The sequence below is a fragment of the Flavobacterium sp. N502540 genome, from assembly GCF_025947365.1.
Classification (GTDB): domain Bacteria; phylum Bacteroidota; class Bacteroidia; order Flavobacteriales; family Flavobacteriaceae; genus Flavobacterium.
In genome coordinates, this window is the sequence record NZ_CP110012.1 from 1,907,851 (window position 1) to 1,923,630 (window position 15,780).

9 protein-coding genes are annotated in these 15,780 nt (G+C 37.6%); 6 read left to right on the forward strand and 3 right to left on the reverse strand.

Features of this window, described 5'->3' with window-relative positions; translation table 11 throughout:
• Positions 1–187: 187 nt before the first annotated feature.
• On the reverse strand, positions 188–1,162 hold the full coding sequence (locus tag OLM58_RS08440) for a polyprenyl synthetase family protein (RefSeq protein WP_264532433.1): 975 nt from the start codon (positions 1,160–1,162) through the stop codon (positions 188–190).
• Between the two features lie 376 nt (positions 1,163–1,538).
• Here OLM58_RS08440 and OLM58_RS08445 point away from each other — a divergent pair, with 376 nt between their 5' ends.
• The 5 genes from OLM58_RS08445 (at position 1,539) to OLM58_RS08465 (ending at position 8,513) form a co-directional block, all read left to right on the forward strand.
• The gene (locus OLM58_RS08445; protein WP_264531931.1) at positions 1,539–2,060 is read left to right on the forward strand and encodes a YceI family protein; all 522 of its coding nucleotides are present in this window, start codon (positions 1,539–1,541) and stop codon (positions 2,058–2,060) included.
• A gap of 108 nt (positions 2,061–2,168) precedes the next feature.
• Positions 2,169–2,768 carry a TetR/AcrR family transcriptional regulator gene (locus tag OLM58_RS08450; RefSeq protein WP_264531932.1) on the forward strand — a complete coding sequence of 200 codons (600 nt, stop codon included), beginning with the start codon at positions 2,169–2,171 and terminating at the stop codon, positions 2,766–2,768.
• Between the two features lie 62 nt (positions 2,769–2,830).
• Positions 2,831–4,165, forward strand: a complete 1,335-nt coding sequence (locus OLM58_RS08455) for a TolC family protein (RefSeq protein WP_017494631.1) — start codon at positions 2,831–2,833, stop codon at positions 4,163–4,165.
• An 11-nt stretch (positions 4,166–4,176) separates the two neighbouring features.
• Positions 4,177–5,244, forward strand: coding sequence for an efflux RND transporter periplasmic adaptor subunit (locus OLM58_RS08460; RefSeq protein WP_017494632.1), 1,068 nt, complete (start codon positions 4,177–4,179; stop codon positions 5,242–5,244).
• Positions 5,245–5,336: 92 nt separating this feature from the next.
• Complete coding sequence (locus OLM58_RS08465; RefSeq protein WP_264531933.1) at positions 5,337–8,513, forward strand: efflux RND transporter permease subunit; 3,177 nt, start codon at positions 5,337–5,339, stop codon at positions 8,511–8,513.
• 121 nt (positions 8,514–8,634) lie between these two features.
• Here the strand turns inward: OLM58_RS08465 and OLM58_RS08470 are convergent, their stop codons facing one another.
• Positions 8,635–9,471, reverse strand: a complete 837-nt coding sequence (locus OLM58_RS08470; RefSeq protein WP_264531934.1) for a hypothetical protein — start codon at positions 9,469–9,471, stop codon at positions 8,635–8,637.
• Positions 9,472–9,669: 198 nt separating this feature from the next.
• Between OLM58_RS08470 and OLM58_RS08475 the strand changes: the two genes are divergently transcribed.
• Complete coding sequence (locus OLM58_RS08475; RefSeq protein WP_264531935.1) at positions 9,670–10,638, forward strand: C1 family peptidase; 969 nt, start codon at positions 9,670–9,672, stop codon at positions 10,636–10,638.
• Positions 10,639–10,727: 89 nt separating this feature from the next.
• Here OLM58_RS08475 and OLM58_RS08480 read toward each other — a convergent pair whose 3' ends face one another.
• Positions 10,728–15,716 (reverse strand): T9SS type A sorting domain-containing protein, encoded by a 4,989-nt coding sequence (locus tag OLM58_RS08480; protein ID WP_264531936.1) that lies wholly within the window; start codon positions 15,714–15,716, stop codon positions 10,728–10,730.
• Between the last annotated feature and the right edge of the window lie 64 nt (positions 15,717–15,780).

Below are 15,780 nucleotides of genomic sequence, written 5' to 3' on the forward strand. Positions count from 1 at the left end.
TCAGCCGGACACAATAATTTAAATGATAACGTTGTGTCCGGCTGAGCGAAGTCTATTATCAAGCCGAGATTCGAATGTCAGGCTGCGCTAAGTCAAATGTCCGGCTGAGTGAAGTCGACTGTCAGGCTGCGCGAAGTCAAATCTCAGGCTGAGCGAAGTCAATTGTCAGGCTGAGCGAAGTCGAAGCCTAGACCTTTCTCCCCATTAAGTTCTCCCCGAAAGTACGCAGTATGTTTTTCTTTTCAGCGTTAAGATCCATTTTATCCAGCGTTTCAAAAGCTCTAAAAGTATACATTTCTATAGCATCCTGCGTTGCTTTTGAAGCACCGGATTCATTAAAAATGGCTTTTGCAGTAGCTATTTTAGTTGTATTTTCTTCTAATTGTAAGCTGAATAATTGCTCTAATTCTGAAGCTTTTTCAGGTGAAGAAAATTCTCTTGCTTTGAGGTATAAATACGTTTTTTTGTTTTCGATAATGTCTCCTCCAACTTGTTTTCCGAAAGTTTCCGGATCTCCAAAAGCGTCCAGATAATCATCCTGAAGCTGGAAAGCAAGCCCTAAATTCAATCCGAAATCATAGATTAAATCACCTTCTTTTTCAGATGTTTTGGCTACGATGGCTCCCATTTTCATGGCAGCAGCAACCAGAACAGCCGTTTTATATTCGATCATTTTTAGGTATTCCGGAATCGTAACATCATTTCTTTGCTCAAAGTCAACATCCCATTGTTGCCCTTCACAAACTTCAAGAGCCGTTTTGCTGAATAGTTTTGCTAAGTTCCTGAAAACAATCGGTTCGTATTGTTCAAAATACTGATACGCCAGAATAAGCATTGCATCACCGGACAAAATTCCGGTGTTGAGGTCCCATTTTTCATGAACAGTTTCCTGCCCTCTTCTCAAAGGCGCATCATCCATAATATCGTCATGTACAAGCGAGAAATTATGAAAAACTTCCACAGCCATTGCAGCCGGAAGTGCTGTTGTATAAGGAGTATTAAAAACTTCTGCAGCCATCAAAGTAAGTACGGGACGAATTCGTTTTCCGCCGAGGCCCAGAATGTATTCAATAGGTGCGTAAAGATTTTTGGGTTCTTTTTGTATGCTTTGGTTTTTTAAATAATGAATAAAAAAATCCTGGTACTGACTAATATCGTGCATAAAATGAAATTCTGATTTGCGAGGCCCAAAGATACGATTCATTATGAATTATTGCGTTTTTAAAATTTTAAAAGATGGTGGAGGAATTAGATAATGGTGGTAATTTGATAATTTGATAGTGGGTTTTGGGTGTAAGTGCGGGAGGTTTCAACTTCGTTCAGCCTGACATTCACGTCATGATTGTGTTTGTTAGCCTGAGCGGAGTCGAAGGCGGTTTGGGGCTTGTTTTAAAATTATTTTCAAAAAAAACTTGGAAACTTTTTTGGTATTCAGAGTTTCCTGTCTATATTTGCACCGTTGAACAGGAAACTTGAAACACTAAAATAGTTTCCTTGTGGAATTGAGAAATTTATAACCTCAGTAAAAACAGTAATTTATGAAAACAACATGGACCTTAGATTCTAGCCAATCAGATGTTTTGATCAAAATGAGACATTCGATTATTGCTTACATGGGAGGAACTACAAATAAATTTGGTGGTTATGTGAATATTGAAGACAATGAAGTAGAGGATGCATCGGTTGAGTTTTCGCTTGACATTAACAACAAGATTGATAATTTTCAACAAATTGATACTTATTTACAACTTCAGGATTTGTTTGATGTAAACGAACATCCGATTATTAGTTTTAAATCGACTTCGTTTCAAAAAATAAACAACAATATTAATTTTTTCAAAGGTGATTTAACGATTAAAGATGTTACCAAAGTAGTGGAACTTGATGCCGAGTTTATAGGGGTTAATACGTACAATGGTGAGAAGAAAGTTGCTTTTGAAATCAAAGGAGATATTAAGCGTCAGGATTTTGGTTTAGATTACAATTCGTTCAGTCATAATGGAGGTTTGGCTTTAGGGAAAGACATTAAGCTTATTGCAAATTTAGAGTTTAGCATATAAATCTTACAGAATGAAGTAAATTAATGTAAAATTATTACAAATATTACGGAAACTATTTTCGTGAATTTAGTTTCCTCAGTATATTTGTAATACAATTTGAAAATTAAAATGAAAGAGAAAATCATATCAAAAGCAAGCGAGTTGTTTTTAAAACTTGGTTTTAAAAGTGTTACAATGGATGACATAGCAGGAGAAATGTGTATTTCGAAAAAAACGATCTACAAATATTTCTGTAATAAAGAAGTCCTGATTGAAGAAAGTACATCATTGGTTCATAAACAGGTACACGAAATAATTGACACTATTGTAGCGAAAAATTACAATTCTATTCATGAAAATTTTGAAATCAGAGAAATGTTCAGAGACATGTTTAAAAACAACATCGATACTTCGCCCATTTATCAGCTGAAAAAGCATTATCCGGATATTTATCAAAATATATTGAGCCAGGAGATTGATTTGTGCAGCCACTGGTTCAGAAAGAATATTGAGAAAGGGATTCGTGAGGGGCTTTATCGTGAAGACCTGAATGTAGACGTTTATGTGAAATTTTATTATACACTAATTTTTCACATCAACGAAACTACCGTTTCGGAAAGCGAAGCACAAAAAATAGAACTGGAGGCACTGGAATATCATACCAGAGCTATGGCGACAGAAAAAGGAATAGTGGAATTAGAAAAGCAACTTAAGAAAATCAGAGTATAATCATCAATCAATAATAAGTATGATTTTTTAAATCATCAACACAAACAAATATCTAACAGCATATGAAACGAATAGTTCTCATTTTTTTGTGTACAATTGGTCTGTCAGCCAGTGCACAAGTCACACGTTTAACCTTAAAAGACGCGCTTACTTATGCGCTTCAAAATAAAGCCGATGCTAAAAAGGCGAAACTTCAGGTTGAAAACAGTGAATACAAAATACAGGAAATACGCTCAAGAGCTTTGCCTCAAATTTCGGCAAATGGAAATTTAACACACAATCCGATCATTCAGACAACTGTAATTGATGGTGCAGGATTTGGTGCACCGGGAACTACGATTCAGGCAGCATTTGGTCAGAAATGGGTTTCAACTGCCGGAGTTTCTTTAACACAGGCCATTTTTGATCAGTCCGTTTTTACCGGATTAAGAGCGGCAAGATCTACTCGTGAGTTCTATCAGATAAACAATCAGTTGACAGAAGAACAAGTAATTGAAAGAGTTGCTAATAATTACTACTCTGTTTACGTACAAAAAGAAAGACTGACGTTGTTAGACAGTAATTATGTTAATACGACTAAAGTTCGTGATATCGTAAAAGGACAGTTTGACAATGGTCTGGCTAAAAAGATTGACTTAGATCGTATCATCGTAAAAATGTCAAACATTGATACAGAACGTCAACAAATTAAGAATCAGATTACCCTGGAGGAAAATGCTTTGAAGTTTTATATGGGAATGCCAATAGAAACTCAAATTGATATGCCAAAAGAAGAATTTGAAGTGGTTCCTGCTGCCTTAACGGAACAGCCAAATACGGCAAACAGAACAGAGTATTTGCTTTTGAAAAAACAACAAGAACTTTTAGTATTCAATAAAAAAGCAGTTGAAGCAGGATATTATCCAACACTTTCTCTGACTGCTGGGTATAACTACATCGGACAGGGGCCTCAAATGCCTTGGTTTGCAAAACCTTCTCAGGGAGTTTATTGGTCTGATTTCTCCGCAATTGCCTTAAACCTTCACGTACCAATCTTTACCGGATTCGGAACTCGTGCAAAAGTAAGACAGGCAGATGTTGAGTTAAGATCACTAGAGGAAGATATCAAGGATACCAAACTTTCGCTTGATCTGGACTATAAAAATGCAATGGCACAAATCGATAACAACCTTGTTACGATCACCAATCAAAAAGAAAATATGCGCTTAGCGACAGAAATCTTAAGCAATACAAAAAACAATTACCTTCAGGGATTGGCCTCTTTAACAGACTTGTTAGATGCAGAAAATGCCTCTCTGGAAGCACAAAATAATTATACCAGAGCCATTTTAAATTATAAAATTGCCGAAGTAGCATTAATCAAATCAAAAGGCGAACTTAAAACTCTTATTAAATAACTAGAAGTACAATGAAGAAAACTATTATAACAATCGTAATCATAATCGCATCTCTGGGCGTGATTGGATATATCTTAAATAAAAATAAGAAAGAGAACAAAGAGAAAACAGATATTGTTGCAGAAAAAAATGCTGCAGTTTCCGTAAAAGTATCTCCGGTTAAAACAGAAGAAGTTTCACTTGATTTCGTAGCAAACGGAAACTTCCAACCAACCCAGCAATTGACATTTTCTGCTGAGAAATCAGGAAAAGTAATCAGTGTTCTGGCTAAAGAAGGAGACTACGTAAGAGTTGGTCAAACTTTATTAACAATGAGAGGAGATGTTATTAATGTTGATGCTCAGACTGCAGAAGCGGCTTATCAAAATGCAAAATCAGATTACATGAGATATGAGAATGCTTATAAAACCGGAGGGGTTACTAAGCAGCAGGTAGACCAGGCAAAACTGGCTTTAACCAATGCACAGTCGCATTTGACACAAGCAAAAATTAATGTTGGTGATACCAGAGTAAAAGCTCCAATTAGCGGTTTTATCAATAAAAAATATATCGAGCCGGGATCTATCTTAACCGGAATGCCTGCAACAGCTTTGTTTGATATTGTAAACGTTTCTAAATTAAAATTAGTAGTTACCGTAAACGAAAATCAGGTAGCAAGTTTAAAAACAGGAGATCACATTAACGTAACAGCAAGTGTTTATCCGGATAAAAACTTCTCTGGAAAAATTACTTTCATTGCTGCAAAAGCGGATGAATCTTTGAACTTCCCGGTTGAAATCGAAATTACAAATAACGTAAACAACGACCTGAAAGCAGGTATGTACGGAACGGCAAACTTTGCATCGAAACAACAAAAACAAAACCTTATGGTTGTACCTAGAAATGCATTCGTAGGAAGTGTGAGCAGTAACCAAATTTTCGTAGTAGAAAAAGGTATTGCAAAATTAAGAAAAGTAACTGCCGGAAGAATTTTGGGTGATAAAGTAGAAATCATCAACGGATTAACTGATGGAGAAACTGTAATTGTAACGGGTCAAATCAACCTGCAAGACGGTAACACAGTAGAAATTATTAAATAATTGTACCGCTTTAAGCCTTACGCCGTAAGCTTTAAGCCTTTAATAAGAGCCTAAAGCCTATAGCGTATAGCCTACAGCCTAAAATAACATATATGAAATTAGCCGAAATATCCATCACACGTCCGTCGTTGGTAATTGTACTCTTTACAATTCTAACATTAGGTGGACTGTTCAGCTACAGCCAGTTAGGTTATGAGCTGATCCCGAAATTTGAACAAAACGTTATTACTATTTCTACCATATACCCGGGAGCTTCTCCAAGTGAGGTAGAAAACACAGTAACCAAGAAAATTGAAGATGCGATCGCATCTTTAGAGAATGTTAAGAAAATTGACTCGAAATCGTATGAGAGTTTATCTATCGTTTCGATTACATTAACATCTGAAGCAAAAGTCGATTTCTCTCTGAATGATGCACAGCGAAAAATAAACGCGATTATTAGTGATTTACCGGAAGACGTAAAAACACCGGCACTAACCAAATTCTCGCTAAGTGATTTACCAATCATGACGCTTGGTGCCAACGGAAAAATGGATGAAGCAGAATTTTATGACTTAATTGACAAAAAAATTGCTCCTATCTTATCCCGTGTACAAGGTGTGGCTCAGGTAAATATTATTGGTGGTTCAGAGCGTGAAATTCAGGTAAACCTTGATGCCTTAAAAATGCAAGGATATGGATTATCTGTTCCACAGGTACAACAAAACATTTTGACTTCGAATCTGGATTTCCCAACAGGGAACATCCAGACTCGTGATCAGAAAATATTAATTCGTTTAGCAGGTAAATACAAAAGTGTTGAAGAATTAAGAAACCTGGTAGTTTCTTCTCAAAACGGAATTCAGGTTCGTTTAAAAGATATTGCCGATGTACAGGATACTCAAAAGATCGCTGAAAAAATATCACGTGTAGATCAGAAAAGTGCGATCGTTTTGCAAATTGTAAAGCAATCAGATGCAAATGCGGTTGCGGTAAGTGAGCATTTATTAAAGACAATTGCGACTCTTGAAAAAGATTATAAAGTAAACCAGTTAAAACTGGAAGTAGCAAAGGATAGTACCGTTTTTACTTTAGAGGCGGCAGACTCTGTAGTACACGATTTATTAATTGCGGTAGTTCTGGTAGCTTTCGTAATGTTGTTCTTCCTTCATAGTATCAGAAACTCGCTGATCGTAATGGTGTCGATTCCGGCCTCTTTGATTGCTACTTTTATCGGTATTTATTTAATGGGATATACCCTGAACTTAATGAGTTTATTAGGATTATCTCTTGTAGTTGGTATTCTGGTGGATGATGCGATTGTGGTACTGGAGAACATCTACAGACACATGGAAATGGGTAAAAGCCGAATTCGTGCTTCGTATGACGGAACAGCAGAAATTGGTGGAACTGTAACTTCGATTACTTTGGTAATTGTGGTGGTATTCCTTCCAATTGCGATGAGCTCTGGATTAGTTTCTAATATTATTACACAATTCTGTGTGACGGTAATTATTTCAACGATGTTGTCGCTTTTAGCTTCTTTTACCATCATTCCTTGGTTGTCTTCTCGTTATGGTAAATTAGAGCATATTGAAGGAAAGAATTTATTTGGAAGAATTATTCTTGGTTTCGAAAGTTATTTAACACGTTTTACGGACTGGGTTTCTCATTTATTAACCTGGTGTCTGGATCATTATATTAAAACATTTGCAGTAGTAATTGTATTGTTCTTTGCTTCAACAATTGGTTTAATGGCAGGAGGTTTCATCGGAGGAGAGTTCTTTGCTTCTTCTGATAGTGGGGAGTTCTTAGTTCAAATCGAAATGCCGAAAGACGCTTCGTTAGAGCAAACCAACTTCATGACCCAGAAAGCAGAAGCGTATTTGAAAGCACAGGAATATGTGCACAGTCAGATTACAACGGTAGGACAAACCAGTGAGGGTTTTGGAGCATCGCAGGCAACAGCTTACAAAGCGGAGATCGACGTAAAAATGATCGAACAAAAAGACCGTACGGATGATGCTAACGTTTACGCAGCAAAAATCAAACGAAAGTTAGAAAAAGTATTAGTTGGTGCTAAAGTAAAAACCGTTCCGGTAGGTATCTTAGGAACAGCCGAAGATGCTACATTAGGATTGATCGTAACAGGTCCGTCAACAGAAAGTGCTATGGCATTTGCTAAATTGGCAGAAGCAGAATTACGTACGATTCCGGGAACAACAGAGATCAAATTAACGGTTGAGGACGGAAATCCGGAGATCAATGTTAAAGTAGATCGTGATAAAATGGCGGCGTTAGGGTTAACACTTCAAACCGTTGGTTTAACCATGCAGACTGCTTTTAGTGGAAATACAGACGGTAAATACAGAGCTGGTGAATACGAATACGATATCAACATCAGATACAATGCATTCGACAGAAAAAGTATTACTGACGTTAGCAACCTGATTTTTATTAATGCAGCAGGTCAACAAATTAAATTGTCTCAATTTGCAGACATTACAGAAGGTTCAGGACCTAGCCAGTTAGAGCGAAGAGATAAATCGGCTTCGGTAACGGTAAAAGGACAAAACGTTGGGGTACCATCAGGAACAATTGTTCAGCAATGGCAAGTGAAATTAGACAAACTTAAAAAACCAGCCGGTGTAAACTACATCTGGGGTGGTGACCAGGAGAACCAATCAGAAGGATTTGGTACTTTAGGGATCGCTTTATTGGCCGCTATTATCTTGGTTTACCTGGTAATGGTTGGACTTTATGACAGTTTCGTTCACCCGTTTGTCGTATTGTTTGCTATCCCGCTTTCGTTTATCGGTGCGATGTTAGCCCTGGCTTTGACCAACAATTCATTGAATATCTTTACGATTTTGGGGATCATCATGTTGATCGGTCTGGTGTGTAAGAATGCGATCATGTTGGTCGATTACACCAACCAGAGAAGAGCGGCAGGGGAGTCCATTCGTACAGCATTAATTCAGGCCAACCACGCTCGTTTACGTCCAATTTTGATGACAACTATTGCGATGGTATTCGGTATGTTCCCAATTGCATTAGCATCAGGAGCAGGAGCTGAGTGGAAAAACGGTTTGGCATGGGTAATTATCGGAGGATTAATTTCGTCTTTATTCCTTACCTTAATTGTGGTTCCGGTTATCTATAATATCATGGAGAAAATCATTCATAAATTCTCTAAAGGAGAAAAAATCAACTACGAAGCTGAAATGTTCGCTGATTATACGCCAACAGAATTAAGCGAAGATGGTTTTAATCCTAAACATACCCATTAATAGTTTTGATTTTTAATAGCGAAATTCTATAGCCCGAACTTGGAATTTCAATGAAAGATCCCAAATTCCTTTACTAAAATTGGAATTTGGGATTTTTTGTTTTTTTAAGTCCGAATATTTATTAAATAAGAACTTTTTTGATGTGCTGGTTTTCTATAGCCGAGTGTATTTTTGTAGACAATTCGTTATAGTCGGGGTTGTAGTTGTCCCATATTTTCCAGACATCGTCTTTTCTTTTGATGAAATAAGTTTGTCTGTTTACTTTATTCAGTACAATCGTAGTAACGTCATTTTCGTTTTTCCACTCCAGATTCCAAAACTCCTTTACCGTAAGAATAGCGATATTTTCTTCGATACTTGAAATCTTAAAATCATAAAGTTCAAAATTAGACCGGTTATCTTCACAGTTTAAATGATATTTTAAAGTCGAATAATTCTCAAAAAGATCCTTTATCCTTTTTGCAAAAGGTCCTTCTTTGAACACAAAATCGCATAATCCATCCATACTAACGACAGGTAATTTTTGTAAAGAATTAAATTCTTCCTGACAATAATCACTAATCAGTTTTTCAAAAAAGGCACCCGATTCCATTTTATTTTCAGACTCTAAAGTTTTTACAGCGTCTGTCGCTTCATCATTCAGAAAATGGTTTAAAGAAGGATAGCCAATAAAAATGGCCAGTTTGTCCAGACTCTTTAAAAACCGCAAATCAGACTTTTTGGTCTTAGAAGAGTCATTGGTGAAAATCCTTTGCAAGGTCATGCTCGAGATAGAACATCCAAGTTCATTTCTTTTGGAGCCCTGCATAAATTCCGATTTCTCTAAAACATCAGAGATGATTTCCGAAAGGATGATGTAGTGCGCTCTTTTCCATTCTGTAACACCGGAGAGCGTACTGTTTTGTAGGATTGGATGCGATTGTATGCCTTTTATTAATTTTTCTATAATGATTTCCATAGGTGAATTTTTTAATAATTGACGTTCGTTTTGACGATAATTAAATACAATTCCTGTTAATTAAATCCTGATTATAGATTTGTGTGTAAGATAAGTTATTGTTGTGATCTTTTTAGTGTTAATGTTCTGCTAAAATTAATAATAAATTCGTTAAATAATTTAACAAATTAAAAATTAACAACAAAACCCAAAAGAATTATGAAAAACCCATTTACCAAATTCCCGATTAAAAAACTGGCACTTGTACTGCTTGCCTTGCTTGCCTTGTACTCTTGTGAAAAAGGAAATGACCAGCCTGAAGCCGTTGCTCAGGACAAATTAATGGACGGTAATGTCGATCTTTTAGACAAAGGAAGATACGGACTTGCTCAGATGCCGGATGCTTATCTAAAAAGTATTGAGTTTTTAACACCGGTTGATTATCGTGCGAGAATTGCTGAGTTACGACCAGACTTAGTGACAAGCACCCAAAAAATGTCTTTGACTGCTAAAGTTGCGGCCGCAAAAAACTTACCGACTCCACCGGTTGGAGATCAGGGAAGCGAAGGTTCCTGCGTAGGCTGGGGAGTGGGTTATGCGGCACACAGTATTGCCAGATATCTTAATAATTCAGTACACCAGAGTAATTGGAGCGGGGCTTCAAGAAGTGCTGCCTATATTTACAATCAGATAAAACTGGGGAATTGCGGAGCAGGTTCTTATCCGAATGATGCCATGAATCTGATCAAAAATCAGGGGGAATGTTCAGAGGCTCAAATGCCTTACATTGCAGGTGGCTGTTTTACACAACCATCAGCACAGCAAAAAACATGGGCTGCTGGCAGAAAAACGGGAGGTTGGTTTAATGTGAATCCAAGAAGTACAGCTGATATCAAGTACTATCTGAATCAAAATTATGCCGTTGCAGTGTGTTTCGATGTCAATCAGAGTTTTTATGATATTCGTAATAACAACCATGTTTGGTCCAGTCTTTACGGCAGCAGACAAGGAGGTCACTGTGTTTGTATCATAGGATATGACGATGCTACCGGACTTTTTAAAGTACAAAATTCCTGGGGAGCAGGTTGGGGACGCAGCGGTTTCTTTTATGTAACGTACAACAATATTGCTAATGGTGCTTTCAATTGGGCAGGATGTATTATTCCAAATCCGGGAGCAAATTCTTAGTCATACAATTAACTCAATTAAAAAAGGAGACGGTCTAAAATCAGACAGTCTCCTTTTGTTTTATTGAAAGTTATGAGCTTTTAGTGGCTTTATTTCTTCACTATTTTAACAGTTTTGATTTGTCCTTCAGCTTTTACTTTAAGGAAATAAAATCCTGCCGCTACATTCGATAAATCAATTTCAGATTGCGTATGGTTTATTCTCTTACTTAAAATAGTCTTTCCGGAAACCGATAGTAATTCAATCTCATCAATAGCCGAACTGTTCTGTATGGATAAGTTGTGCTGAACAGGATTTGGATAAAATCTGAAATCCGGTAGCGCAAAATCAGATGTTGAAAGCGATCCGTTTACTTTTGCTGTAACGGCAAGACGTTCTGTACTTTCGATTCCGTCTATGGTTTGAGTGGCATAATACGTAACTCCGTCAACTAAAACAGTGGTCAATGGCAAAGTAGTTTCAGAAGTTTTACTCGTTTTACCTGTTGAAAGACCTTTAGTGCTGTACCATTTTATGTTCTGACCTTCGATAACAAGATCTCCTAAAGTCTGGCCTGATTTAAAATCGACTGTTAATGTATTTTTACCGCCTATTAAAGGTGCAGGGGGATCTATTGTAATATGAATTAATGCAATACATCCCATAGCGTCTCTTGCAGCTACCTGATACATCCCATAGTTGAAAACTGTAAAAGTATTGCCTGACTGAAAAGTATTTAAATCTAATGAATATTGATACGGAGCAGTGCCACCGGTTGCTGTAACAGTTATATTTTTATTGTAAACAGTTGCTGAAACAGCTACAGGAATTGGCGCTTGCAACACTAAACTGGTTGTTTCTGTACAATTATTAGTATCTCTTACAGTTATGGTGTAAACACCGGCATTTAAATTCGCGAAGGTATTACTTGCCTGATAAGGACTTCCATTTATGGAATAAGTATACGGAGCCTGTCCTCCTATAGCATTTGCCATGATTACTCCGTTTGAAACGCAGGATACTGAGGAAATAACTACTGCAGTAAGATGTACTGGATTTGGAGCTACAATCGTTGTCACAAAAGTATATAGGGCATTGTTCAAATCACGCACTTTTATGCTATAGCTGCCCGGAGAAACCATAAAAGTATTGGAATGATTATAAGTTACACCATTATCCATTGAATATTGATAAAAAGGGGTACCTCCCGATGCCGTTACGGTTATTGTTCCCATTGGATTATTACAATCTGGCTGAACAATAGCAGCTGTTGCTAAAAGCGGACTAGGGGCCAGAATCGTTAGTTGTGTTTGTATTGAAGAACAGCCTCTGGCATCTTTAACAATCACACTATAGGTTCCGGGAGCCAGATTATAAAAGCTATTTGCGCTCTGTGCCGGAACTATAATTGTGTTATTGCTGTTCAAAAGGGTGTAAGTGTAAGGAGCTGTTCCTCTGGTCGCATTTACGATTAGAGCTCCGTCGTTACTGGTTGCAGTTGTTGCATTTGTAATGATTAATGTACTTTCAGGAGTAGTACGGGGGGCTATAGTAGCGATTACGACTGCGATACAGCCATTGCTGTCTTTGGCTTTTAAGGTATAGGTTCCGGGAGCTAAAGTGAAGGTATTCGCTGCTGAAAATGTGTTAGATTCATTAAAAGAATAGGTGTAAGGCGGTTGTCCTCCGATTGCTGTAATGGTTGCTATATCAAAATCGTTACAATTTTGAGCCTGATTAATGGCTACAGTTGCCACGAAAGAAACCGGTGTTTCTATAGTAAATACTGTACTGAAGCTGCAGCCGTTTGCATCTCTGACTTCCAGAATATAATTTCCTGGATTTATACCCGTATAGAAAGAACTAGATTGAAAAGGAAGACCGTTTAAGGAATATTGATATGGAACTGTACCGCCAACGGCATTAATAACTACATCACTTACAGGGGAAGAGCAATTTGTAATAGGGGTATGAGCGACTGTCGCTGTTAAAGGAATAGGCTGTTCTAAAATGATACTATTGGTAATTACAGTACAATTTAGAGCATCTTTTACCAAAACAGAATAAGTCCCTGCAATTAAATTGGTAAAAACACGATTGGAAGTATAGGTAACTCCATTGTCTATCGAATATTGATAAGATCCGTTACCTCCTGAAACGATAACATCTATAGTGCCATTACTAAGGCAGTCTATCGTTTTGGTGATGAAAGCTGTCGCAGTTAAAGGGTTTGGAGGACTTATAACAGCAGTTATGGCAGCTGTAGTAGTTTGAGAATCTCTAACTTTTATCAGGTAATTTCCTGCGGTAAGATTACTAAAAACATTTGAGGAAGTATAACTATTTCCGTTGTCTATGGAATACTCATAAGGAGCTGTTCCTCCGGTTGCAGTAACAATAATTCTTCCGTTAGAAGTATTACAGTCCATAGGAAAAACAGTAAAGCTTACAGACAATGCAACGGAGTCAGAGATTGTATTTCCGGTTTTTAGTATAGAGCACTCGTTACTGTCTTTAACCTGCACACTGTACATTCCTGCAGGTAAATTATCAAAAACATTCGAAACTTGATAATTTCTTATGGTTGCTCCCGTGTAATGATCCTGAAGGGTATAGAGATAAGGAGGTGTTCCGCCAGTTGTATTGGTCGTAATAGTTTTATCATTCACAACTACAGTTGCGTTAAGGATCGTCGGTTCCGGAACGGCTATGTTTATATTAGAGGTACAGTTGTTTTTATCGGTTACCCGTATGATATAGTTTCCTGCAGGAAGGTTGTTAAAAGTTTGTTCTGTTGTAGTGCCGGTAACGACATCATTATTTATAGAATAAACATAAGGTCCCTGACCATCGGTAACCGTTGTTCTTATCGAACCGTTATTGGCACCATTACAGCTTACGGCAGTCATTAATGTTACGTTGAGTGCTATTTGTTTTACAGTTATAGCAACCACAAACGTTTTGGTTGTATTTTCACTATCCTTAACCGTAATAGTGTAATTTCCGGGAGCCAGATTAGGAAACACATTAGAGCTGACCGCGGTTCCGTTATTTATCGAATAACTATAAGGTTGAATTCCTCCGGTGGCCGTAACAGTTATTTTCCCCAAAGTACCGCATGTCGCAGGTATAACTTCAGCGGTAGCAGCAAGAGGTGGTGACGGAATAACAGTTACGCCTCCCCGCATATAACCGCAGCCATAAGCATCTGTAACCTGTGCGGTATAAACACCAAGCGGTAATTTGGTGAAAACCCCATTGTCTTTAGGGCCTGCAATTACAACTCCTAAATTGTTTTGTAAAGAATACAAATAAGGAGCAGTTCCTCCTTTTGCATTAACAATGATACCCTGATCGTTTATCGCAAATGCTGTTGCAGATAATTCCTCTGTTGGTTCTGAAAGATAAATTGAGGTTAATGCCGTACAGTCATTGGCATCTTGTACAGTAATGTTATAAGCTCCGGTACGCAGATTCGTAAAAGTGGGAGCGGGACGGAATGTAACTCCATCGATGGCATACCTATAAGGAGCTTTTCCACCAGCTGCAGTTACAGTTACAGAACCAGTGTTGTCCCCTTTACAATATACATTTGAAAAAGTAGTTACGCTAACGGAAGGATTACTTCCAGGAGAAATTTCGACAATTAGCTGAACTTCGGCGTTTTCGGTGTCGCGTACTTTTACTGTATAAACTCCTGCTGTCAGTCCGCTAAAAGTATTCGAAGTAACAAACGTATTTCCATTGTCCACCGAATACTTGTAAGGCGCTTTACCTCCCGTTGCAACCACTGTTATTGTTCCGGTCGCACTAAAACAGGTTATTGGCAATACATTTGCGATCGCAGTTAATGCGGCAGTTTTTTTAAGAATAGAAATATTGGTTTGCGATGCAATACAATTAGTGGCATCGTTCACCAGGACACCATAAGTTCCTGATTTCAAACCTTGGAAAACATTAGATGCTTGTTGAGTTCTAATAGGATTATTTGCATTATCGGTTAGGGTATACGTATAAGGTTTAAGCGCTCCATTGGCCGTTACAGTTATAGTACCGTCATTATCATCGTTGGTTGTAGCATCTGTTTTTGTTGTTGTTATGGAAAGAGGTACAAGTTCGGCTATCGTGACATTAGCATATCGTACCACATTTTGGACATCCTTTACTTCAAATACATAATCTCCTGCAGCAAGGTTCGAAAAAACATTTATAGGTTGATATGGACCTTTATTGACTGCGTAAACGTACGGAGCACTTCCTCCGGCTGCAAAAACACTAACTCTAGCCTTCTCAATACAGTCAATAGGTTTTAATATCTGAGTTCCTACAGCCAGTGGATAATAAACATTCACCGATTCTGATGCTACACAACCCTGAGCATCTTTTACCCTAAAAGTGTATGATCCGACAGGCATATTTGAAAAAACATAGCTCGTTTGATAATTGATTCCGTCCGAAGAATATTGATAAGGAGATGTTCCTCCTGAGGCACTAACCACTACCGTTTGATTTTCAGTAAATAGTTTTACTGTCAAAGCAGAAGGTTCGGTTATCTGAAAAGTCTGAAGCATCGATTGACAGCCTATGGCATCTTTTACAGCAATGGTATGCGTCCCAGCTGACAAGTTCCTAAAAGTACCTATGGGATTACCAATATAAACAGTAAAAGGTCCTCCATCCAGACTATAAGCATAAGGTGTTTTGCCTCCCGACGGAGCTACAGTTAAAATACCATTATTTTGTCCTTTACAGCTTACAGGTGTTGTAAGAGGTATAAAATTGATCTGATCGTATATTTTTAGATTGAAATAGTTTGTTGTAACCGTTCCTTTATTGTCTATTCTGGCATAAATAGTCGTAGACGGTGCCGTACTATTGAAGGAGGTCGGCTGTGCAATTGCATTTGTATTAGTCGCAGCATCCTGAGCACTAAGATGATAACTAAGCGTAGTTTTTACCGGATTTAAGTTAACAAGTAAAGCAGATTGATTGAGCGTTAAGTTAAACCGGGTATCCCCGTAACAATGCTCCATATCACTGACCTGAGCGTAAAAATAATTGGAAAACAGTAAAATAAAAAAAAGTAGAGTTTTTTTCATACGTATCGGTTTGTTAAAATAGGCAAACAAATATATACAAAAAAACGGACTAAAAAATCCGGTA

Bases quoted from the DNA above. Each gene is read 5' to 3' on its own strand.
- OLM58_RS08440 (WP_264532433.1), bottom strand. From the start codon at position 1,162: ATGCACGATATTAGTCAGTACCAGGATTTTTTTATTCATTATTTAAAA.
- OLM58_RS08445 (WP_264531931.1), top strand. From the start codon at position 1,539: ATGAAAACAACATGGACCTTAGATTCTAGCCAATCAGATGTTTTGATC.
- OLM58_RS08450 (WP_264531932.1), top strand. From the start codon at position 2,169: ATGAAAGAGAAAATCATATCAAAAGCAAGCGAGTTGTTTTTAAAACTT.
- OLM58_RS08455 (WP_017494631.1), top strand. From the start codon at position 2,831: ATGAAACGAATAGTTCTCATTTTTTTGTGTACAATTGGTCTGTCAGCC.
- OLM58_RS08460 (WP_017494632.1), top strand. From the start codon at position 4,177: ATGAAGAAAACTATTATAACAATCGTAATCATAATCGCATCTCTGGGC.
- OLM58_RS08465 (WP_264531933.1), top strand. From the start codon at position 5,337: ATGAAATTAGCCGAAATATCCATCACACGTCCGTCGTTGGTAATTGTA.
- OLM58_RS08470 (WP_264531934.1), bottom strand. From the start codon at position 9,471: ATGGAAATCATTATAGAAAAATTAATAAAAGGCATACAATCGCATCCA.
- OLM58_RS08475 (WP_264531935.1), top strand. From the start codon at position 9,670: ATGAAAAACCCATTTACCAAATTCCCGATTAAAAAACTGGCACTTGTA.
- OLM58_RS08480 (WP_264531936.1), bottom strand. From the start codon at position 15,716: ATGAAAAAAACTCTACTTTTTTTTATTTTACTGTTTTCCAATTATTTT.